This is a genomic window from Halorubrum rarum (assembly GCF_048380895.1).
Classification (GTDB): Archaea; Halobacteriota; Halobacteria; order Halobacteriales; family Haloferacaceae; genus Halorubrum.
On record NZ_JBLWMN010000011.1, the window covers coordinates 1 to 19,998 of the forward strand.

Consider the following 19,998-nt stretch of genomic DNA (forward strand, 5'->3'; position numbering starts at 1 on the left):
TAAATAGTAACGACTGGGTCGTGGAATATCCAGCAGTGCCATCGAACGTGGGTAGTGGCAGAGTTGTCGGCTGTATCCCCGCCCTGAAGGGCGGGGTTTTAGCCTTGAAACTTCCATAAACTGTGCGACTCGGGTTGGTTTCATTCCGGATTTCTCGACGATCAGGTCCTGATAGTTCTCGATCTCGTCATGGACGAAGGCAGGTGTCAGCAGGTCGGGTTCGAGCGTGACGATGAGCTCCCGCGTTTTTGAATCAGCGATCAGTGCAGAGATGACGACGTTGGCGTCGATGACCAGCTTCATTCGTCGTGTCTACGCTGATTCCTCGTCAACGCGCTTGCGTCCGCCCTTGTTGATTTTGTCAGCGATGTCCTGCACATCGCTCTCGGTGAGTTCGCTTTCGCTGGTGAGTTCGTCCATCACTTCCAGTGTCTCAATCTTCTCTTGGATAGCCTGCCGGGTGACCTCACTCCAGTTGATTTCTGGGTGGTTTTCCATTCGCTCTTTGAGGTCGTCATCCACATTGACGGTGATACTAGGCATACAGGAGTCTATGTATACACAGGTTACTGTGTCTTTCGGTGTATCTCAGATCCCCCGAATTCGGACGCCTCACGCCTCAAAGGTCGATTCGTTCGACAGTCGAACCGGAGCCTGCAGCGCCCATATTTTCGCGGGGTGTAATCTCCTGGTAGCGGCGGGTCGATTGCTGAATCGAATACAGCGCTATTGCTTTCGTTCGATGGTCGAATGAGGGTGTGGTTTTCACAGGGATTCGCGTACATCCGAACTATTCGCAACGGGGAAAATCAATCACCGATTGAAGCGCTGGTAACTTACTCGTCTTCGAGGGCGTCGTAGACGTCCCGGTTCGCCTCCCGGTCCTGTGCCGCGACCCGCCGAACGAGTTCCCGACGAATGTCTTCCATCACTTCGTCGAGCTGATGGGTTGTTCCCGTCCCTTCCTCGGTAGCCATATTCGAATGCACGCTTCCAATGCGGTTAATCGTTCGGGTCCGCCGAATCGCCGGTCAACTGGTCTATTCCGTACTGAACGAGCTCGTTTCGCCACTCCTCAATCTCGCCTGCCAGATCCAGATCTTCGGTGTGGGATCGAAGATACTCGACGGCTTCTTCCTCATCGACGGCCGCTTCGTCTGTACCGAACTGTTTCAGGATTATCCTGATCTCGTCGTCGTATTCGAATCGATAGCCGTTGAGGAAGTAGAAGACAACCGACGTATTGAGTGCGGTACGTTTGTTCGCATCGACGAAGGAATGATTGGCGACGAGGAGCCGGAGGAGGTGATACGCCTTCTCATGGATGGTTTCCGGTGCCGTATCGAAGCTTCCCTCTTCGATGTAGTTCAGCGCGAACTCGACGTCACCGCGGTTCTGGACACCTGCGGGCGTATCGGGGTATTCCGAAACGATGTCGTCGTGGATGGCGATAACATCCTCGACGGACGGGCACCAAAACGAGTCAGCCATTCAGTCCAACCTCAATGCCGGACGAGTGTAGCTTTTACTATGGACCAGACGGGGGAACAAAGTCAGAATGGTCCGTTTTCAGACCCTCGAATTCAGCCGTCTCATGCCTGAAAGGTCGATTCGTTCGATACTCGAATAGGAGCCTGCAGCGCCCATAGATTTCTGGGGAGATAATCGATCAACAGCGCCGGGGTCGATGGTCGAACAGCTCCCCTTCATTGCTTTCGTTCAATGATCAAACGAGAGTCTGCACGCGCATTCGTCTAGAACTGAAAGAAGATACTCGATACAAGAACTCTCATCTCCTTCAGTCTCGATTTAACAGTGCTGTCACTCCTCAAATTCTATCCCAAACTGTTCCAGTATTGTAATCGCGATTCCACCAATAAAAAGGGCTATAACCGTTGCCAGCGCCATTTCTCCAACTGTTGTCCAGGGTTCACCGAACAGGAGGGCGACAAGGAACCACCCAACTGTTCCAACTGCACCAGCCATCACTCCGAAGAGAGCCATTATCAGCACAAGTCCTGTAAACGGAACGATGAGAATCCACAGGAGCACGTAGAGAAGGGGTAAGATATACGTCTTCTTTCCGGCGGACCAGAGGTACGATCCCAAGGTGGCGGTTGACAGCGGCGGCGGCATGACTGAAACTGAAACCGATTGGTTATTATTCTCGTCGGAAAACGAGACGTTCTTGTCAGTCACTTCCCCGTCGCCTCCTGTGACCGTTACGGTTGCATCGTTTACGTCCTCGGAGAAAATGAACTCCCTGTCGGCCGATCCATTTCGGTTCACCTCTTCGGTGACCGCACTGTAGGGATTCGTATGCTCGGACGGCCGTTCCGGCTTGACAGTAATCTCGGGTTCGAACGGTGAGAGCCAGCCGAGTATACCCTTGATGGAAGTTTCGATCGCCAGTCGTCGATTGTTGTATAACCCGTTTTCCGGGACGCGACCGCGCAACAGGAGTAACCTATTCAACTCCTCTATTGCTTGCTTCTCTTTCTCTACCGGGTGGAGGTCTTGGTCCGTGCTAAACTGCCGAGCGATCGATGGATCTGTTTCGTAGACCACCGGTGACTGGGCGGCGTAGTAGTTCTCTGTTACCTCTGTCTCCTCAGCAAGTTTCTTGAAGTCAACATCCACCCCGATCTCTTCTTCGAACGTCTCCTCGAAGGTTCCGTTTCGGTCGCGTCTAATGACCGCGATCTCGCTGACTGCATTCTCGGCGGGATATTTTGGTGCCGTCTTCCAGTTGCCGTTGAGATCGGTAACTGCTGGATGCAAAAGTGCATGACAGTCAACACAGAGGCCGACGAGATTGTTCAGGCTATTGCTGCCACCTTTTAAAAGTGGCTTGATATGATGAACGTGACCCCTCTTTTCCTGTCGGCGGCCACAGCGTCCGCATTCGTTATCCTGCAACCACCAGATCGCCTCTCGCCGCTGTGCCCAGTCCGGTGGGTATTTGCCGTCACCGAAGAACGAGGCCTGCTTTGGATAGCTATCCGGCGGATTGAATCGCTCGTCTGCGCCAAACTTCTCCAGAAGAGCAGATTCCTTCGTTATCTCCTTTTTTATCTGTTCCATATGTCGATCTGATCGCTTCAACTCAAAATCAGACGGTGTCAAAATAACCGTATGTAATTTATACTCTGCTCATTCGTTTATAGAATCAAATCCCTCCCTACTGCACAAACATTTACTATATTGTAATTTGTTACAGTCAGACATGACAGAGTTTGGCGGTTGGGAGTTTTTGATTCAGGCTAAAGTAAATAACGGCCAGATGATACGGCTTCCGGAGCAGGTTCAGCAAACGGTGGCAACGAACCATCTCACGAAGGGACCGTCGATATTCTGGAGTATCGAGAACGAGAACCGGTATATCGTGTTATCAGAATCACCACTTGAGAAGGATTCCTACACGAATATTGGCGTGTATAAGATATACGATATCGATGAGCTTGACGCCGAGGCTGGCCGCATCCGGCCACCGAAAGAAATCTCTTCCGTCTGGGCTGCAGATCCGCGACCCGGAGAGCGCGTCTTCTATCTCACACACAAACAGATGTTACGCGGGAAAAAATCCAGTGCGTATCTGCTTTCCGAATCACAGGTCCTCGATTTGCTACCGAGTAGAAACACCAAAAGCCGGACGGAGGGGATGACTGATTCGTTATTCGGCGTCCCTGGCTTCGACAGCTCCGAATAGCTCTTCTTGATTACGGAAGTGCGAGGAGAACGCCCCGTGCTTTAGCGCGGGGATGAACCCGACAACGCCCTACACCAACGACGCCAACGCTCTGCCCGGATGTTTTACATGAGTGGTCGTTGTACTAGCAATTAACCGAGGCGGCCTGCCCGCCCACGTAATCGGACAATATCGGGATTGCCCGATTCCACGCAGAAAGCATCCCTTTCTGTTGTGGAACTCGGGGTGCAGTCAGCAGAAGTATCTCCGAATCCCATGCCGGGATAGGAGTAACGGCTGGTTGGCGCAGCCAGTAGCCGCCTTTCGAGGCCGCTACAAACCGTAACCATCCCAACCCAGCGGTGCCGTGGGAATCCTCGCGCTTCAGCGCGGGGAGGATGTCAAAGCCAACGTAGTTTTATGAGCAATGCATCCGAAGCTACGACGCACGTTCCGAGCGCTCCGAGCGCTCCGAGCGCATCTACGGCACGTTCAGCTCTGTCTTTCGAACGGCGGCGTTTATGGCCGCGCCCACAAGTACGACGATACTAGCGAAGTACAACCACGTGACGAACAGCAGGGCAGCACCGATCACGCCGTACGCTGCATATTGGCCCGCGTTGGTCGCGTATATCCTGAACCCGATCTGAAGAAACACCCACCCGATGGCGGCGAACGCTGCGCCAGGCAACGCTTCTCGAAGCGTCACTTCGAGCGGCGGGAGTACGTAGTAGATCGGCAAGAACGCGGCCACCAAAACGATGAGCAATACGATGGTTCCAAAGAGGTTGACGAACGGCAACTCCACCGGTAGTACCGAGAGCACGATGCCACTAGCGACGACGAGTGCGATGGCGAGCGCGATTCCGATCACTACGATGAGGGCGTTCCGGATCTGTTCGAGCAGGGACGTTTCTACCGTGTCCATATACACCTCGTCGAACGCCTGATCGATGCCGCGAAAGAGTCGTAGGGAGCTCCACGTGAGGGTGAGAAATCCGACTACGGATGCAGCACCTCGTCCGGCAGTGTTGGCCAATGCCTCTCGTATGAGATCTTGTCCCGACGGCGAAAGCTGCTGGCTGAGCATGTTGACCACTCGATCGGCCATCGCTTCCCCGCCGACGAACGACGCGATCGCGACTGCGAGCAACATGAGCGGAATTATCGAGACGAACGCGTAGTACGCAATTCCCGCCGCCAGATACGTTAGATTTCGATCCTGTATGAGATCAACGACGGGGCGAACGATCGCTGCCGCCGATTGAAGTCGGTCGCGCATCGGTTAGGTGCGTTTGAGCGTTTCGCTCATACTCGATGTCGGTCGCATCAAGGATACGCCCACGGGAGGAAACTGCGGCGGGTTCGCACACGATATTGTGGAGCGTCCATCATAACCGGTCAGGCGACTCACGTACATCCGTTCTCTCATGTACGTACCCAGCCGCTCCCGGTGGTTAGTTATGTGATACGTATCAGTAGTTGAACGGCGAGTAGGCCATCGGTGGGATCCGGGTACAGCCAAATCGGCCGGCACGAGGGAGATCGATCACACGGTGAGTCAGCGTGTGTCGAACACGTCGATCGAACGGCGTACTCGCTCGCTTGGAGATCACTCTCCCTCGTAGGCGTCGAACCAGCCGGTGACGGTCCCCTGGAGCGCCCCAGTCGTGCTCCCGAGATTCAGCATCTGGTAGCCATTCGCCGCTTTCTCGTTGACATCGTCCATCCCGAATCCGAGACCGCCGACGGGAACACCTGCATCGACGGCGCTCGAACGAATGGTCTCGACGGCCGCCTGCACATCCGGATGGTCGATTTCGCCGGGACGGCCGAGCGATACGGAGAGATCGAGCGGGCCGATGAAGACGAATCCCAGTTCCGGAACGTCCAGGATCGCGTCGAGGTTCTCAACGGACGCCTCGGTTTCAATGGTCACGCCGACGATCGTCTCCCGGTCCTCGGTGGCGATGTAGTCGTCGGCGAGCCCCCAGCGTCGGGCCCGGGGCGACGCGAGCCCCCGGTCGCCCGGACTCCCGTCGTAGCTGAATCGAGCGGATTTGACTGCTTTACGGACCTCTGTCGCCGTTTCCACGCGTGGCAGAAAGACGTTCCTGGTCCCGAGATCGAGAGCTTTCCGGACCAGCGTCGGGTCCGTATCGGGGAGTCGGACGAGCAGTTCGAGGTCCGTCCGTTCGGCTGCGCGTAGGAGGTCCTCCATCAGATTTGCGTCCCACGGATCCGGCCCACCGTGTTCGAGATCGATCCAGACGAAATCCACGTCGAGTTCTCCGTAGAGCTCCACGAGTGTGGGACTGTACGTGTTGTCGAGCAGGCCGAGCGCAACGCCTCCGTTCTCCAACGTGGCTGCGAGGTCGTTCGTCGGTGGGTGATGGTCCATGGATGTGTCTTCGGGCGCAGACGGGAAACATCTACCGCGGAGGTAATTGGGACGACAGTTACGGAGAATCAAGGAGAAAGCCCGGTGCTTTAGCGCGGGGATGAATCCGATAATCTCCTTCAATAACCACGACCACCGCTCCGGTCGGATGTTTTAAGTAATCGATTGCGGTACTAATAGTTAGCCGAGGCGGCCTGCCCGCCCACCTAATCGGACAATATCGGGATTCCCCGATTCCACGCAGAAAGCACCCCTTTCTGTTGTGGAACTCGGGGTGCAGTCAGCAAAAGTATCTCCGAATCCCATGCCGGGATAGGAGTAACGGCTGGTTGGCACAGCCAGTAGCCGCCTTCCAAGGCCGCTACAAACCGTAACCATCCCAACCCAGCGGTACAGTGCCGTGGGAATCCTCGCGCTTCAGCGCGGGGAGGATGTCAAGGTTGGTAAGTCAACCACCCCACTGATCGTGTGAGCCAGCAACGAGTATCCGTCCGGATGTAGCGCTCCGTCCGATTACCCGCCGAGCCACCAGCCATAGAGCTGTTCCTGCTCGTCAGTGCTCGAACGCTTCATCGACTGGCCGTAGGTCTTCCCTTTGAGGAGCTGGCGCTCGACCGCGTTTGCGGCGAGTCGAATGGCGTGAGAGGCACCGTATCCCTCCCCATCGGCCGTGAAGTAGCCGCGGTCGGTGGTCAGTCGAATCCGTGCGAGCACCAGCGGCACACCACGACTCCGTTCTTTGTGCTCCTGTAGTTCGATGCTGGCCTTGATCACGCTCATCTCACCGTACTTCGAGGTCATGCTCTCGATCAGCGCGGAGACGGCGTCGTAGTCCATCCCCTCCAGCAGGTCGATCCCGAACACCTGCACGGCGTTCCGGTCGTCACGCTCCCAGGTGAGCGCCTCGATGACGTCCGTTTTCGTGATAATGCCGATCGGATCGGCCGTGTCGTCGGCCGTGACGACGAGCGAGGAGATCTCCTGCTCGAACATCGTCTCGACGACCTCGTCGAGCGGTGCGCTCCGTTCGATCGTCACGACTGCATCGGACAGCAGGTCCCGCACTGGCACGTCGAGCATTCGGTCGGAATCGCCCTCGCGCGCGCCGAACCCACCACGGTTCTGCCCACCACCGCCGCGGCTCCCGAAGTCACTCGATGAACCGCCCTGGCTCTTCGTGCCCCCCCGCGTCGTGAAATCGATGACGTCGTACAGGCTCAACATTCCCACGAGGTCGTCCCCGTCGACGATCGGGAGATGGGCGATCCTGGCTTCTCGAAGCAGATTGAGTGCTTTGCCGACCGTGGTTTCCGATGTCGCACTGATCAACTCCTCCGTGTAGACGTCCTCGACGGTCACCGCGTCGAGGAAGGGACGGACTGCTTCGAGGACGGCATCGCCGGTTACCACACCGACGACACGGTCGTCGTTGAGTACGGGGAGCGTTTTGGCGTCGCTGCCGATCATGAGTCGTGCGACCTCGCGGACGTCCTCGGTGCGCTCGACGGTCGGGACGTGCTGTACTTGTGAGCCGACCTTCGCGGACGGCTGGTTGGACGAGGACGCCAACTGCCGTCGACTCACGACTCCGCGATACTCGTCGCCGTCCGTCACGATGACGGCATCGAGTTCTTGGTTCTCGAACGCCCCGGCAACCTTCGAGAGCGGTGTGCCGATGTCGAACTCGGTGAACTTTGCGGAGAGGATCTCAGTGATGTCCATGCTATCATTCTACATGGTGGGGTGCTGGACGGTTATACTTGTTCCGCCCCTGATCGGTAGCGTCCGGATACGCTGCTTCCATACGAAAACGAACGGTCTCAGCCGCTCGTTTGCCGTTTCTGCGTCGGCGTTCAAAATGAAGCTGAACACTGAACTCCCTCGGATCAGTCTCTGCTGTAACATTTATCTGATTCCGACGAGTATCTAAATGCAGTTCCATGGTACCGACGGACACGAAAAACGGAGGACAGCAACGATGGCATTTGTAACCGAAACAATCGATCGAGAGCACGACTTCGTTCAGCTGCTCACAAAAGAGGCGGTGAAAGCGGGATTGGAATCACCATTACGTGACTCGATTCTCGAAGCCGTCGAAGAAGAGGCGAGCAGTGCCGTCGAGACGGCCAGCGAAGATGACACCTCGGAGACGAAGGAGAAAAGCCGCCTCATCAAAGTGATACAAGGAGGGACCGTCTTCATCGTGATGTTCGTCGTCCTATACGTTATGCTCCGGCGATTGACCAGTGATTAAGCGGACTACTGGATCGAGATCTTCGAGGGGTCCTCAGGTGAGAACCGTGGCAGGTGAGCAGGCGGTGTTCAGATGCGCGAGGGCGTGTTATAGAAGCGTTCGTCTCGTGCCCGTTGGTTTGAGCATGCCGGAAGTCAAGATTCACCCCCCACGCTCACGCACGGGGATTTCTCCGTGGGTCTCCGTGGGTCTCCGTGAGTCTCCGTAAACGAGAAGGGTCCCTCGACGACCGTCTTGGTTCCGCTTCCCGGACCTCGACGGGCAGGAGCTACCGTGCGAGCGGCATGTTGTAGCTCGTCTCCTCCGCCATGACGACGTCCCACGTCCGCTCACACTCGCAGGAGACCTGCTCGAACACGCTCGGGTCCTGTCGGAGGTCGAAATCTTTGATCGCGGTCTGAACCCGGTCGTCACACTCCCCACAGTTGTGCGCACCGCGATCGGAGCCGTGGCCGACCGGGTCGGAGACGACGATGGCGTCGACGTCGGCGGTCTCCGCCAGGACGTGCGCGACCGACCAGAGCCACGGTGGGCGGTAGCCGCCCCGGAAGAACAGCTCATCGACCATCGTGTACCGCTGGACGTTCGTGGGGTTCATCGAGACCGTGTGACAGCCGTCGACGTCAGCACAGCGCCGGATCGAGTCGATCATGTCCCGAACCGCTTCGGGCTCCGAGAGGAACGGCGGCTTCATCAGGAGATACGCCTTTACGCCGACGTCCGCGTCGAACGTCTCGTCCGCGGCGGCGGCCTCGGCGCAGGCGTCCTCGAAGTCCGTGAACTCGAAGTACTTGTTCACGCAGTCGTGTCGGACGCGATCGGTCGCGGTTTCGAGTCCGACCGCCACGTCCGTCGCGATGTCGTGCTCCGCGAACTCCCCGATCTTCTCGCGGTCGACGAAGTCCGGCAGCGATTCGACGACGATCCGGTCGCGGTCCGCGAACGTCTCGGCGATGGCCCGCCGGGTCTCCGCCGGCACCTCGCGCTCGTCGAGGAAGGAGCCCGACGTGTATATCTTGATCAGCTCCGCGGGACCGTCCGCGTTCTCGCGCTCGTGATCGAGACAGACGTCGATCTGGGCCATCAGGGCCTCGTGGCTCACGCTCCCGCCCTCGACGGACTCCGCGACGTAGCCGCACATCGTGCACCCGCCCGCGCGTGCCCAGCGGCAGCCGCCGGTGTTGAGGATGATGGTGAGGGAGTTCACGACGCCGTCGGGCGTGTTGTCCTCGTCGATCCAGACGCGGGTGGGCTCGGTTGGGTCGTACGTCTCGGTCCGCTCCGCGCGGATGTCGCGCATGACCGCGTTGTGGGCGTCCATCCCGCGCCCCTGCTCGTACGCGTCGGGGCTCGGCTCGCTCATTGTCGAGAGGAGTCGACCCGCGCGTAAAGCCGTGTCGTCATCCGAGCGGTCATCCCCGCTTATTCGTCGAGGTCGTCGACCAGCTCGTCCGCGACGCCCGTGTACGCCGCCGGCGTCAACGCCTTCAGCTCCGCGCGAACGTCCTCGTCGACGTCGAGGTCGTCGAACAGCGCGCGGAAGTTGTCGAGCGTCACCCGTTTGCCGCGGGAGAGGTCCTTGACGCGCTCGTAGGCGTCGGTGTCGCCCTCGCGCCGGAGGATCGTCTGGACGGCCTCGCCGATCACCACGGGAGTGTCCGCCAGCTCCTCGCGCATGACGGCCTCGTTGGGAACCACTTTCTCGAGCCCGTCGGTCGCCTTCGAGTAGCCGATCAGGCAGTGCGCCAGCGCCGCGCCGACGTTCCGTTTGACCGTCGAGTCCGACAGGTCGCGCTGGAGCCGAGAGGTCGTGACGTAGTCGCCGAGGAAGACGAGATCCGAGTTCGCCTTCGAGAGGTTTCCCTCGCTGTTCTCGAAGTCGATCGGGTTCACCTTGTGAGGCATCGTCGACGACCCCGTCTCGCCCGCGACCGTACGCTGTCCGAGGTAGCGGTCGGAGACGTAGAGCCACGCGTCGAGGTCCAGATCGAGCAGCACGTTGTTGACGCCGCGCAGCGCGTCGAACAGCGCCGCGAGGTCGTCACACGGGTTCACCTGTGTCGCGATCGGGGTGTGATCGAATCCGAGCCCGCGGACGAACGACGCCGAGAACGCCCGCCAGTCGACGTCGGGATAGGCGGCGACGTGGGCCGCGTAGCTCCCGGACGCGCCCGCGAGCTTCCCGGAGATCCCGGAGACGGCGTCGTCAACGCGACCGAGCGATCGACCGAGTCGGGCGGCGTAGACGGCCATCTCCTTGCCGAACGTCGTCGGCGTGGCGGGCTGTCCGTGCGTCCGTGCGAGCATGGGCGTGTCGCGGTGCTCTCGTGCGAGATCGGTGAGCGCGTTCCGAACCTCTCGGATCGCGGGGACGATGACTTCCGTGACCGCGGGCTTGACGAGCAGGCGGTGCGCGAGGTTGTTGACGTCCTCGCTGGTGAGCCCGAAGTGGATCCACGGGTACAGCGTCTCGGCGTCGTCGATGACGTCCGCCGAGGCGAGATCGTCCAGCCGGACGCGGAGGAAGTACTCGACCGCCTTCACGTCGTGGTTCGTGGCCGCATAGCCCTCCGCCCCCTCTCTCTCGAGCGCCTTTATCAGGCGTGCGTCGTCCGCCGCGAACGACTCGTACACGTCGCGAAGCGCGGCGACCGCGTCGTCGTCGATGGTGATCGGGGTCGCGTCGAGCTCGGCGAGCGCGATCAGATACGCCACTTCGACACGCGTTCGGGCGCGCATGAGCCCGGCCTCGCTCGCGTACGGGGCGAGCGGCGCGGTGCGGCCGGCGTACCGTCCGTCCAGCGGCGAGACGGCCGCGAGCGGATCCGACCGCGGCAGGTCCGGAAACGGGTCGTTCGTCATACCCGCGACTGCCGCCGGAACCCGCAAAAGCGTGTCGATGCTGTAACCACGGAAGTGTACATTCGAGGCGCACCGAGGCGACTTGACCACCCATTATATCCGTGAACGTGGATCCGTTCCCGCTGACGACCGCAATCGATTTAGGCGGTCGCTCGGACGATTCGTGTATGAAGATCGCCGGGCTAGCCAGCAATCGGGGGCGGAACCTGCTACACATCGACGACGTCGCGCCGAGCGGCGCGGAGCTGTCGGTCGTCCTGACGAACCGGGAGGGCGCACCCGTACTCGAGTCCGCGACGGAGCGCCGTATCCCCACCGAGGTCGTCGCTCGCAGGGACGGCGAGTCCCGCGAGCGCCACGAACGCCGGATCCTCGATCGTCTCGCCGACTACGACTTCGATCTCGTCTGTCTGGACGGGTACATGCGCGTGCTGACCGACGAGTTCCTCGAGGGGACGCCGACGACGCTCAACGTCCACCCGTCCCTGCTCCCCTCGTTTCCGGGAGCGGACGCACACGATCAGGTGCTCGATGCGGGCGTTCGGACGACCGGCTGTACCGTCCACGTGGTCACGGAGACGGTCGACGGCGGCCCGATCGTCACCCAGGAGCCCGTGCCCGTCTACGAGGACGACGATGCGTCGACGCTGAAAGCACGCGTGCTCCACGAGGCGGAGTTCACGGCGTATCCGCGGGCGGTTCGCTGGTTCGCCGAGGAACGTGTGTCCGTCGACCGCGATGCGGGGACGGTCGACGTCGAGGGCGACACCGGCGGCGCGTTCCCCCAGCGGCGGCTCGTCTCGGAGGACCGCGCCGCCGAGCTCCGCTACGGCGAGAATCCCCATCAGGACGCCGCGCTGTACGCCGACGACGCCTGCGAGGAGGCGAACGTCGTCGCCGCCGACCGGCTCAATCCCGGCGCGAAGGGGATGGGCTACAACAACTACAACGACGCCGACGCCGCCCTCGACCTCGTCAAGGAGTTCGACGACCCCGCCGTCGCCGTGATCAAACACGCGAACCCGGCCGGCTGTGCGACCGCCGACTCGCTCGCGGACGCGTACGACCGTGCGCTTCGGACGGACGCCAAGTCCGCGTTCGGCGGGATCGTCGCGCTGAATCGGACCTGTGACGCCGACACCGCCGACGCGATCACGGAGTCGTTCAAGGAGGTCGTCGTCGCGCCGGGCTACACCGACAGCGCGCTCGACGTGCTTCGAGAGAAGGAGAACCTTCGCCTGCTCGACGTCGGGCCGCTCGGCGAGGGAGACGCACGACACACGGAACCGCTCACCGAGAAGCCGATCGTGGGCGGTCGTCTCGTCCAGGAGCGGGACCTGCAGTCGCCGAGCGTCGAGGACCTGGAAGTCGTCACCGAGCGCGAGCCGACCGACGCACAGCTCGAGACGATGGTGTTCGCCTGGAAGACGCTCAAACACGTCAAGTCCAACGGCATCGTGTTCGCGACCGGCACGGAGACGGTCGGCGTCGGCATGGGACAGGTGTCCCGCGTCGACGCCGTCACGCTCGCGGCGATGAAAGCCGAGAAGGACGCCGAGGGGAAGTCCGCGGCGGGCGCGGTGATGGCCTCCGACGCGTTCTTCCCGTTCCCGGACGCGGTCGAGGAGGCCGCGACGGCCGGCATCGAGGCGGTGGTCCAGCCCGGCGGCTCCGTCAACGACGAGGACGTGATCGCCGCGGCCGACGAACACGACATGGCGATGGCGTTCACCGGGTCTCGGTGCTTCCGGCACGACTGAGTCCGTTCGTTGGTATATAAACTCGGAGCCGGCAGCAGACGTACTCCACTCACCCACCCCACTCACCCCGATCCGCCGCCCTTTTGGCCGCGCACCGGGTAACGAGGGTAACCGATGGCGACGTACCACATCGAGACGTACGGCTGTACCTCCAACCGGGGTGAGAGCCGGGAGATAGAACGAGCGCTGCGCGACGGCGGTCACCACCCGGCCGACGGGCCCGGTGACGCCGACGTCGCCATCCTCAACACCTGCACGGTCGTCGAGAAGACCGAGCGGAACATGCTCCGTCGGGCGGCGGAACTGGAGGCGGAGACCGCCGATCTCGTCGTCACCGGCTGTATGGCGCTCGCGCAGGGTGAGGAGTTTCGCGAGGCCGGACTCGACGCGGAGGTGCTCCACTGGGACGAGGTGCCGAGCCACGTGCTCAACGGCGAGTGCCCGACCGTCACGCCGGACACGGAGCCGGTTCTCGACGGCGTTGTCGGCATCCTCCCCATCGCGCGCGGCTGCATGAGCAACTGCTCGTACTGCATCACGAAGTTCGCGACCGGTCGCGTCGACTCCCCCTCGATCGAGGAGAACGTCGAGAAGGCGCGGGCGCTCGTTCACGCCGGCGCAAAGGAGGTCCGCGTCACCGGACAGGACACCGGCGTGTACGGCTGGGACACGGGCGATCGAAAGCTCCCCGAGCTGCTCGACCGGATCTGCGACATCGACGGCGAGTTCCGCGTCCGACTCGGCATGGCGAATCCCGGCGGGATCCACGGCATCCACGAGGAGCTGGCCGACGTGTTCGCCCGCAACGAGAAGCTCTACGACTTCATCCACGCGCCGGTCCAATCGGGCAGCGACGACGTCCTCGAGGACATGCGCCGCCAACACCGCGTCGGAAAGTTCCGCGAGGTCGTCGCGGCGTTCGACGACCGGCTGGACCACTGGACGCTGTCGACGGACTTCATCGTCGGGTTTCCGACCGAGACGGATGCGGACCACGAACGGTCCATGGACCTCCTCCGCGAGGTCCGACCGGAGAAGATCAACGTCACCCGCTTCTCGAAGCGACCGGGTACCGACGCCGCCGACATGAAGGGGCTCGGCGGGACGGTGAAAAAGGAGCGCTCGAAGGCGATGTCCGAACTGAAGATGGACGTCGTCGGCGAGGCGTACGAGTCGATGGTCGGCGAGGAGCGCGAGGTGCTCGTCGTCGAGGAGGGGACCGGCGAGTCGGTGAAATGTCGCGATCCGGCGTACCGTCAGGTGATAGTGCAGGAAGCCGACGACCACGGGGTCGAAGTCGGCGACTTCCTGACCGTCGAGGTGACCGGGCACAACACCGTGTACGCGTTCGGCGAACCGGTGTGAGCACGAGTCGACGTCGACACGGACGGAGACCGACCGAAAGGGCCATCATCCGGGTCGCCGTGTGTATCGTCGTTCGGTGATAGCTCTCAATGACTATCGTCTTCTGGGCCCTCGTGGCGTTCGCGACCGTGAGTGCGCTGTTCATGGCGTGGTCGTTGGGGGCGAACAGCAACTCGCCGCCGTTCGCGCCGGCGATCGGTGCCAACGCCGTCTCGACCATGCGTGCGGCGTTTCTCATCGGGATCCTGGCGGCTGCGGGCGCGCTCACGCAAGGTGGTGCCATCTCGGAGACGGTCGGCGCGGCCCTGATCGACGGCGTCACGATCACGCCGCTGGCGGCGACGAGCGGCCTGCTCGTGGCGGCGGCGTTCATGACGTTCGGCGTGTACAGCGGCTACCCGGTCCCCGCGGCGTTCGCGACGACAGGGGCGATGGTCGGCGTCGGGCTCTCGCTCGGCGGTGACCCCGCGTTCGATACGTACCGTCGGATCGGGACGTTCTGGCTGCTCGTCCCGCCGGTCTCCGGCGGTCTCGCGTACGTCACGGCGACGCTGCTTCGCCGTGACGACGTCCCCGACACGGTGGGCGTCCCGCTGCTCGCGGGCGTCGTCGCCGGCATCCTCGCACACGTTCGGCTCGGCGTGATCCCGCACCCGGTGCGCGATCAGGGCTCGGTCGCCGACGCGGTCGCCGTCGCCGTCGGTGGTCCCGCCGTCGGCGGCGTTTCCGTGGTTTCGGCGGTCGTGACGGTCCTGTTCGCCGCGATCGGCTTCTGGCTCATTCGCCGGCGCACGCAGGCATCCGTCGAAAACGGGATCCGGACGTTCCTGCTCGTCTTGGGGAGCGTCGTCGCCTTCTCCAGCGGCGGGAGTCAGGTCGGGCTCGCGACCGGTCCCCTCGAGAACCTCTACGGCGTCGAACTCGGGCTCCCGGGGATCGCTCTGCTGGGCGTCGGCGCGACCGGGATCCTCGCTGGCGCGTGGATGGGCGCGCCGCGACTCCTGCAGGCGACCTCCCGCGAGTACGCACAACTCGGGCTCCGCCGGTCGATCGCGGCGCTGGTTCCGGGGTTCATCATCGCGCAGGCCGCGATCACGCTCGGCATCCCGATCTCGTTCAACAACATCATCATCTCGGGCGTGATCGGCGGCGGACTCGCGGCGGGGTCCGCCGGCGTGTCGCGTCGCAAGATCGGCGTGACGCTCGGGTTCTGGCTGATCACGCTGGTGACGTCGATCGCGATCGGGTTCGGACTGTATCGGGCGATCTCGACCGTGCTCGGCATCGCGTGAGTCTCCGGACGGTCGCTCTCGACTGGTCCATCGTCACCGGATGACGGTGACGCTGACGGGTGCCTCCCCCACGACCTCGGTCGCGACGGTCCCGAGGAGCCGCCGCGCGATCCCGCTCCGTTCGCCGCCGTGACCGCCCATCACGACGTGGTCGACGTCTTGTGCCTCGACGTACGCGAGGATCGCGTCCGCCGGATCGCCGGTCTCGACCGCCGTCTCGATCGTGCGATCCTCGGTCGCCGCGCGCGATCTCGACCGCTCGACCAGCCGTTCCGCACGTTCACGCGCCTCGGTGAGACGTTCGTCGTCCGGCTCGAGGACACCCCCTTCGCTCATCCCTGTATCGATCGGTGCGACGACGTTCAGCACGGTCACTCGGCTCTCGAACACGGCGAGCGTGTGTGCCAACGCATCGTCGGCCAGCGGCGAGCCGTCGAGGGGAACGAGCACGTGCGAGGGTTCCATATCCGATCGCTCGGAGTGGAAACTGATAAACCCCGTCCGCCGAGGCGAGTCGAGACCTCGCCTCGTCCGCCGAGACGGCGCGGAGCGCCGGACGACCCCGATCGACGCGTCGACCTGGCGGCGGACGCCGACGCGCGATCGGCTCTCGCGCAAGCGAACGGTTTTTGACCGGACCGACGGACGGATACGTATGAGCGAGGACACCCACGAGGCTCGGACCCCGCCCGGTGGCGACCCGGTCACCGACGGCGGGGCGGAGCGTGCGGACGAACCGGCCGAGGACGTCGCGCTCGACCCGTGGGGTTCGGCGACGGTCGGGGACTACGCGGACCTGTTCGCGGAGTTCGGCATCGAGTCGTTCGACGACGTCGCCGACGGGGTTCCGGACCCGCACTACCTGATGCGTCGCGGCGTCATCTTCGGGCACCGAGAGTACGACGCGGTCGCGGAGGCGATGGCGAACGACGAGCCGTTCGCCGCGCTGTCGGGCTTTATGCCAACCGGCGACCCGCACATCGGCCACAAGCTCGTGTTCGACGAGCTGATCTGGCACCAGGAGCGTGGCGGGGACGTCTTCGGCCTGATCGCCGACCTCGAAGCGCACTCGGCGCGGGGGATGTCGTGGTCGGAGATCGACGAGCACGCCCGCGATTACCTCCTCTCGCTGCTCGCGCTGGGGTTCGATCCCGAGGAGGGCGAGCTGTACCGGCAGTCGGACAACCGCGAGGTACAGGACCTCGGGTTCGAGCTCGGATCGAAGGCGAACTTCTCCGAGTTCGAGGCGATCTACGGCTTCGACGGCGAGACGAACATCTCGCACATGCAGAGCGTCGTCACCCAGACCGCCGACATCCTCTACCCCCAACTCGTCGACGAGCCGAAGCCCACGGTGATCCCGGTCGGTCCCGACCAGGACCCACACGTCCGCCTGACACGCGATCTGGCCGTCCGGATGCGGTACTTCAAGGTGACCGAGGCGTTCGCGAGCTTCGAGCTCGACGACGACGAGCGGGCGCTCGTCCGTGCCGCCTACGACGCGCTCGCGGGCGGGAGCGACGACGGGCACGAAATCAACGACGCCGAGACCGACGTCCGATGTACGGACGCCGCCGAGTGGCTCGCCGACTACGAGCCCCCGGAAGCGGTGGCGGCGGCGAAGCCGGACGCCGTGGACACGCTCCGTGCCGGTGGGAAGGAACCCCTTCGTCCCCGCGTGCGGTTCTTCGACCGCAACGCGACCGACGAGGCGTTCGAGGCACTCATCGAGGCGGTCGACGGCGAGAAGCGCGTGTTCGGGGGCCACGTCGACGCGTTCGACCTCTCCCGCGAGGAGGCGGAGTCGATCGCTCGCGAGGTCGAGATCGACCACGACGGCTTCGGCTTCCGGCAGCCCTCCTCGATCTATCACCGGTTCATGTCCGGTCTCACCGGCGGGAAGATGTCCTCGTCGATCCCGGCGAGCCACATCTCGCTGCTCGACGACCCCGAGGACGGCTACGACAAGGTTCGCGCGGCGACGACCGGCGGGCGCGACACGGCCGACGAACAGCGCGAGCTCGGCGGCGAGGCGGACGAGTGCCCCGTCTACGAGCTGTATGCGTACCTGCTCGCCGGGGACGACGACGAGCTCACCAAGACCGTCTACTCCGAGTGCGTGAACGGGGAGCGCCTCTGTGGCGGCTGCAAGGAGCAGGCGGCGGAGCTCATGCGGGAGTTCCTCGCCGACCACCAGGAGAAGCGTGCGGACGTCGAGGACCTGCTCGACGATCTCGATATCGATCTCGACTCGGACCGCCGCGGGACGGGCGGTGAACACTGACTCTCGCCCGGCCTATCCCAACAGTCCGTCGTCGTCTTCGTCGTCTCCGCCGTCCTCGGAGTCCTCGTCGTCTCCGCCCTCCTCACCGCTCGTGTCGTCGGTATCGTCCTCGTCGTCGTCTCCGGAATCGCCGTCGCCCTCGCTGCCGTCGCCGTCGTCGGTACTCGCCTCGCCGCTTTCGGCCTCGGCCGCGTCGACGGCATCGACGTCGACGCCCTCCATCATCGCGATGGTGTGTTCTTCCTCCATCGATCGGAGCTGTCGCGGGTAGACGCCGACCGTGACCACGAGGTCCTCGTCGGTCGCGGCCGCCTCCGTGACGTGCAGGTCCACGTCGACGCTGGATCCGTCGAACGTCGCTTCGGCCTCGAACCGGGTGCGCGAGACGGTCTCGCCGAGCACCTCGACCTCGTCGTCCTCGTCGCGTTCGATCTCCGAGAGCCCCTCGTACCCGTCCTGAACGAGTTCGACGAGCTCCTCGGCGTCCATGTCGGCGACGGGATTGAACTCGCGGCCGAACACCGACACCTGCGGGGTCGAGAACGTCACGAAGACGCCGCCGCGCTGCTCTCCGAGCGGCCCCATGTCGAGCGTCTTCTCGTACTCGACGACGTGGTTGGTCGCGACGACCGTCTCCTCGAGGGGACCGATCCCGACCGGCTCCTCGATGACGACCCGATCGACGGAGCTCAGCTCGTAGCCCGCGTCCGACGCGGTCGATTCACTGACGCCGTACGCCCTCGACTCGTGTTCGGTGACGTCGTCGAGACAGCCGGTGATCCCGACGAGTCCGAGGGCTCCCGCCCCCGACAGCAGGTGACGTCTCGTCACGCCGGGACCGTCGGCGGCGGTTCCGTCCGCATCGGGCCGAGCAGGTCCGCGTCCGTCCGTCTCCATCCGATCGATCGCCCGTCGATCCGTCGTGTGCCCGGTCATTGACGCCACGTTGTGAGCCAGCACGGAAGAGAACACCGGTCATCACTGCCGGTTCTACCCGAATCTCGTCGGATATCGTCGAATATCGTCCGATCTCGTGGTGGGAGCGTCCGGACCGCTACACGACCCGGTTGACCATGTTCTCGCGGTCGCCGTCGCGGAACGGCTCGTAGTTCGTCTCGATGAGGGAACACCACCGCTCGGGTTTGTGTGGCGTCGATCCGGCCATATGCGGCGTGAGCACCGCGCTCGGCAGGTTCCACAGCGGTGAGTCGGCCGGGAGCGGCTCGGTCGCGAACGTGTCGAGGCCCGCACCGCGGATCCGGTCGTTCTGGAGCGCCCGAGTCAGCGCCGTCTCGTCACACAGCTCCCCGCGCCCGACGTTCACGAGGACGGTCTCCCCGCCCATGAGCCGGAGTTCGTCGTCACCGATCAGCCCCTCCGTCTCCCCGGTAAGCGGGCACGCGAGCACGACGTAGTCGCTCCGGCGGAGGAGCTCGTGGTACTCCTCGGCGGGGATCGCCTCGTCGACGACCGCGGGCATCGAGGTGAGGTCCCGTTTCGTTCCGAGCACCGTCGTTCCGAGCGCCGAACAGAGCTCCGCGATTCGGGTTCCGATGGCACCGACGCCAACGACGCCGACGGTCTTCCCCCGAAGTTCGCCGCCCTCGACGCGTCGCCATCGGTCGTGTTCGGCGTTCGCGATCGCCTGGTCGAGCCGCCGCTCGAACGTGAGCAGGTACCAGAGAACCTGCTCGGCGATCGGTTCTGCATGGATACCCGAGGAGTTGGTGACGACGACGCCCGCCTCGGCGAGGCGATCGAGATCGAGGTGGTCGACGCCGGCCGAGATGGCGTGTATCCACTCCAGTGCGGTCGCCCGCTCGAACAGCCGATCCGGGAACTCCCTCGTAACCACGATCCGGGCGTCACCGATCTCGGCGTCCGTCTCCGCCGGCGACCGCGCGACGCGGACCTCGCCCGCGATCGCGTTTTCGAGAAGGGGTGCAAGCGCCGCCGCTCGGTCGGTGCCGATGAGGTGCGTTAACAGGACGTCGGGCGCATCCATGCACTCACGTCCGCGGGAGATCGGTTAAAAACCCCTTGTCGCGTCGTCCCGACGGCGGGCGTCGACGTACTCGGTTCCGGTGGGATG

19 protein-coding genes are annotated in these 19,998 nt (G+C 63.1%); 6 read left to right on the plus strand and 13 right to left on the minus strand.

What is annotated here, in order from left to right; all coding sequences use genetic code 11:
* The 5 genes from ACNSN7_RS09865 to ACNSN7_RS09885 form a co-directional block, all read right to left on the minus strand.
* Window positions 1-303, minus strand: a 303-nt coding sequence (locus ACNSN7_RS09865; protein ID WP_418282107.1) for a PIN domain-containing protein, incomplete at its 3' end; no start/stop codon positions are given.
* Between the two features lie 9 nt (window positions 304-312).
* The gene (locus ACNSN7_RS09870) at window positions 313-543 is read right to left on the minus strand and encodes an AF_0619 family ribbon-helix-helix protein (protein WP_418282108.1); all 231 of its coding nucleotides are present in this window, start codon (window positions 541-543) and stop codon (window positions 313-315) included.
* A 293-nt stretch (window positions 544-836) separates the two neighbouring features.
* Window positions 837-977, minus strand: a complete 141-nt coding sequence (locus ACNSN7_RS09875) for a hypothetical protein (RefSeq protein ID WP_418282109.1) — start codon at window positions 975-977, stop codon at window positions 837-839.
* Between the two features lie 25 nt (window positions 978-1,002).
* Window positions 1,003-1,491: a type II toxin-antitoxin system death-on-curing family toxin gene (locus ACNSN7_RS09880; RefSeq protein WP_418282110.1), complete on the minus strand. Its 489-nt coding sequence runs from the start codon at window positions 1,489-1,491 to the stop codon at window positions 1,003-1,005.
* Window positions 1,492-1,821: 330 nt separating this feature from the next.
* A complete protein-coding gene (locus ACNSN7_RS09885; RefSeq protein WP_418282111.1) occupies window positions 1,822-3,084 on the minus strand; it encodes an HNH endonuclease in 1,263 nt (420 codons plus the stop codon).
* 142 nt (window positions 3,085-3,226) lie between these two features.
* Between ACNSN7_RS09885 and ACNSN7_RS09890 the strand changes: the two genes are divergently transcribed.
* The gene (locus ACNSN7_RS09890; protein WP_418282112.1) at window positions 3,227-3,709 is read left to right on the plus strand and encodes a hypothetical protein; all 483 of its coding nucleotides are present in this window, start codon (window positions 3,227-3,229) and stop codon (window positions 3,707-3,709) included.
* A gap of 460 nt (window positions 3,710-4,169) precedes the next feature.
* On the opposite strand, the gene ACNSN7_RS09895 is transcribed toward ACNSN7_RS09890, so the two are convergent.
* The 3 genes from ACNSN7_RS09895 to ACNSN7_RS09905 all read right to left on the minus strand — a co-directional run bounded on the left by ACNSN7_RS09895 (window position 4,170) and on the right by ACNSN7_RS09905 (window position 7,811).
* On the minus strand, window positions 4,170-4,970 hold the full coding sequence (locus ACNSN7_RS09895; RefSeq protein WP_418282113.1) for a YihY/virulence factor BrkB family protein: 801 nt from the start codon (window positions 4,968-4,970) through the stop codon (window positions 4,170-4,172).
* A 330-nt stretch (window positions 4,971-5,300) separates the two neighbouring features.
* Window positions 5,301-6,089 carry an HpcH/HpaI aldolase family protein gene (locus tag ACNSN7_RS09900; RefSeq protein ID WP_418282207.1) on the minus strand — a complete coding sequence of 263 codons (789 nt, stop codon included), beginning with the start codon at window positions 6,087-6,089 and terminating at the stop codon, window positions 5,301-5,303.
* Window positions 6,090-6,602: 513 nt separating this feature from the next.
* Window positions 6,603-7,811, minus strand: a complete 1,209-nt coding sequence (locus tag ACNSN7_RS09905) for a CBS domain-containing protein (RefSeq protein ID WP_418282114.1) — start codon at window positions 7,809-7,811, stop codon at window positions 6,603-6,605.
* A gap of 256 nt (window positions 7,812-8,067) precedes the next feature.
* On the opposite strand from ACNSN7_RS09905, the gene ACNSN7_RS09910 reads away from it, so the two are divergent.
* On the plus strand, window positions 8,068-8,343 hold the full coding sequence (locus tag ACNSN7_RS09910; RefSeq protein WP_418282115.1) for a hypothetical protein: 276 nt from the start codon (window positions 8,068-8,070) through the stop codon (window positions 8,341-8,343).
* A gap of 268 nt (window positions 8,344-8,611) precedes the next feature.
* Here ACNSN7_RS09910 and ACNSN7_RS09915 read toward each other — a convergent pair whose 3' ends face one another.
* A complete protein-coding gene (locus ACNSN7_RS09915; protein WP_418282116.1) occupies window positions 8,612-9,706 on the minus strand; it encodes an archaeosine biosynthesis radical SAM protein RaSEA in 1,095 nt (364 codons plus the stop codon).
* A 59-nt stretch (window positions 9,707-9,765) separates the two neighbouring features.
* Window positions 9,766-11,205 carry an adenylosuccinate lyase gene (gene purB / locus ACNSN7_RS09920; RefSeq protein WP_418282117.1) on the minus strand — a complete coding sequence of 480 codons (1,440 nt, stop codon included), beginning with the start codon at window positions 11,203-11,205 and terminating at the stop codon, window positions 9,766-9,768.
* Window positions 11,206-11,372: 167 nt separating this feature from the next.
* Between purB and purN the strand changes: the two genes are divergently transcribed.
* The 3 genes from purN to ACNSN7_RS09935 all read left to right on the plus strand — a co-directional run bounded on the left by purN (window position 11,373) and on the right by ACNSN7_RS09935 (window position 15,622).
* The gene (purN, locus tag ACNSN7_RS09925; protein WP_418282118.1) at window positions 11,373-12,965 is read left to right on the plus strand and encodes a phosphoribosylglycinamide formyltransferase; all 1,593 of its coding nucleotides are present in this window, start codon (window positions 11,373-11,375) and stop codon (window positions 12,963-12,965) included.
* A gap of 114 nt (window positions 12,966-13,079) precedes the next feature.
* Window positions 13,080-14,330, plus strand: coding sequence for a tRNA (N(6)-L-threonylcarbamoyladenosine(37)-C(2))-methylthiotransferase (locus ACNSN7_RS09930; protein ID WP_418282119.1), 1,251 nt, complete (start codon window positions 13,080-13,082; stop codon window positions 14,328-14,330).
* An 89-nt stretch (window positions 14,331-14,419) separates the two neighbouring features.
* A complete protein-coding gene (locus tag ACNSN7_RS09935; protein WP_418282120.1) occupies window positions 14,420-15,622 on the plus strand; it encodes an inorganic phosphate transporter in 1,203 nt (400 codons plus the stop codon).
* A gap of 33 nt (window positions 15,623-15,655) precedes the next feature.
* On the opposite strand, the gene ACNSN7_RS09940 is transcribed toward ACNSN7_RS09935, so the two are convergent.
* Window positions 15,656-16,087: a universal stress protein gene (locus tag ACNSN7_RS09940; protein ID WP_418282121.1), complete on the minus strand. Its 432-nt coding sequence runs from the start codon at window positions 16,085-16,087 to the stop codon at window positions 15,656-15,658.
* A gap of 190 nt (window positions 16,088-16,277) precedes the next feature.
* Between ACNSN7_RS09940 and ACNSN7_RS09945 the strand changes: the two genes are divergently transcribed.
* Window positions 16,278-17,906 carry a tryptophan--tRNA ligase gene (locus tag ACNSN7_RS09945; RefSeq protein ID WP_418282122.1) on the plus strand — a complete coding sequence of 543 codons (1,629 nt, stop codon included), beginning with the start codon at window positions 16,278-16,280 and terminating at the stop codon, window positions 17,904-17,906.
* A 12-nt stretch (window positions 17,907-17,918) separates the two neighbouring features.
* Here ACNSN7_RS09945 and ACNSN7_RS09950 read toward each other — a convergent pair whose 3' ends face one another.
* Together ACNSN7_RS09950 and ACNSN7_RS09955 are read right to left on the minus strand one after the other, a co-directional pair.
* The gene (locus tag ACNSN7_RS09950; protein ID WP_418282123.1) at window positions 17,919-18,842 is read right to left on the minus strand and encodes a DUF6517 family protein; all 924 of its coding nucleotides are present in this window, start codon (window positions 18,840-18,842) and stop codon (window positions 17,919-17,921) included.
* A 118-nt stretch (window positions 18,843-18,960) separates the two neighbouring features.
* A complete protein-coding gene (locus tag ACNSN7_RS09955) occupies window positions 18,961-19,911 on the minus strand; it encodes a D-2-hydroxyacid dehydrogenase (RefSeq protein ID WP_418282124.1) in 951 nt (316 codons plus the stop codon).
* Window positions 19,912-19,998 lie beyond the last annotated feature (87 nt).

Bases quoted from the DNA above. Each gene is read 5' to 3' on its own strand.
- ACNSN7_RS09870 (WP_418282108.1), bottom strand. From the start codon at position 543: ATGCCTAGTATCACCGTCAATGTGGATGACGACCTCAAAGAGCGAATG.
- ACNSN7_RS09875 (WP_418282109.1), bottom strand. From the start codon at position 977: ATGGCTACCGAGGAAGGGACGGGAACAACCCATCAGCTCGACGAAGTG.
- ACNSN7_RS09880 (WP_418282110.1), bottom strand. From the start codon at position 1,491: ATGGCTGACTCGTTTTGGTGCCCGTCCGTCGAGGATGTTATCGCCATC.
- ACNSN7_RS09885 (WP_418282111.1), bottom strand. From the start codon at position 3,084: ATGGAACAGATAAAAAAGGAGATAACGAAGGAATCTGCTCTTCTGGAG.
- ACNSN7_RS09890 (WP_418282112.1), top strand. From the start codon at position 3,227: ATGACAGAGTTTGGCGGTTGGGAGTTTTTGATTCAGGCTAAAGTAAAT.
- ACNSN7_RS09895 (WP_418282113.1), bottom strand. From the start codon at position 4,970: ATGCGCGACCGACTTCAATCGGCGGCAGCGATCGTTCGCCCCGTCGTT.
- ACNSN7_RS09900 (WP_418282207.1), bottom strand. From the start codon at position 6,089: ATGGACCATCACCCACCGACGAACGACCTCGCAGCCACGTTGGAGAAC.
- ACNSN7_RS09905 (WP_418282114.1), bottom strand. From the start codon at position 7,811: ATGGACATCACTGAGATCCTCTCCGCAAAGTTCACCGAGTTCGACATC.
- ACNSN7_RS09910 (WP_418282115.1), top strand. From the start codon at position 8,068: ATGGCATTTGTAACCGAAACAATCGATCGAGAGCACGACTTCGTTCAG.
- ACNSN7_RS09915 (WP_418282116.1), bottom strand. From the start codon at position 9,706: ATGAGCGAGCCGAGCCCCGACGCGTACGAGCAGGGGCGCGGGATGGAC.
- purB (WP_418282117.1), bottom strand. From the start codon at position 11,205: ATGACGAACGACCCGTTTCCGGACCTGCCGCGGTCGGATCCGCTCGCG.
- purN (WP_418282118.1), top strand. From the start codon at position 11,373: ATGAAGATCGCCGGGCTAGCCAGCAATCGGGGGCGGAACCTGCTACAC.
- ACNSN7_RS09930 (WP_418282119.1), top strand. From the start codon at position 13,080: ATGGCGACGTACCACATCGAGACGTACGGCTGTACCTCCAACCGGGGT.
- ACNSN7_RS09935 (WP_418282120.1), top strand. From the start codon at position 14,420: ATGACTATCGTCTTCTGGGCCCTCGTGGCGTTCGCGACCGTGAGTGCG.
- ACNSN7_RS09940 (WP_418282121.1), bottom strand. From the start codon at position 16,087: ATGGAACCCTCGCACGTGCTCGTTCCCCTCGACGGCTCGCCGCTGGCC.
- ACNSN7_RS09945 (WP_418282122.1), top strand. From the start codon at position 16,278: ATGAGCGAGGACACCCACGAGGCTCGGACCCCGCCCGGTGGCGACCCG.
- ACNSN7_RS09950 (WP_418282123.1), bottom strand. From the start codon at position 18,842: ATGACCGGGCACACGACGGATCGACGGGCGATCGATCGGATGGAGACG.
- ACNSN7_RS09955 (WP_418282124.1), bottom strand. From the start codon at position 19,911: ATGGATGCGCCCGACGTCCTGTTAACGCACCTCATCGGCACCGACCGA.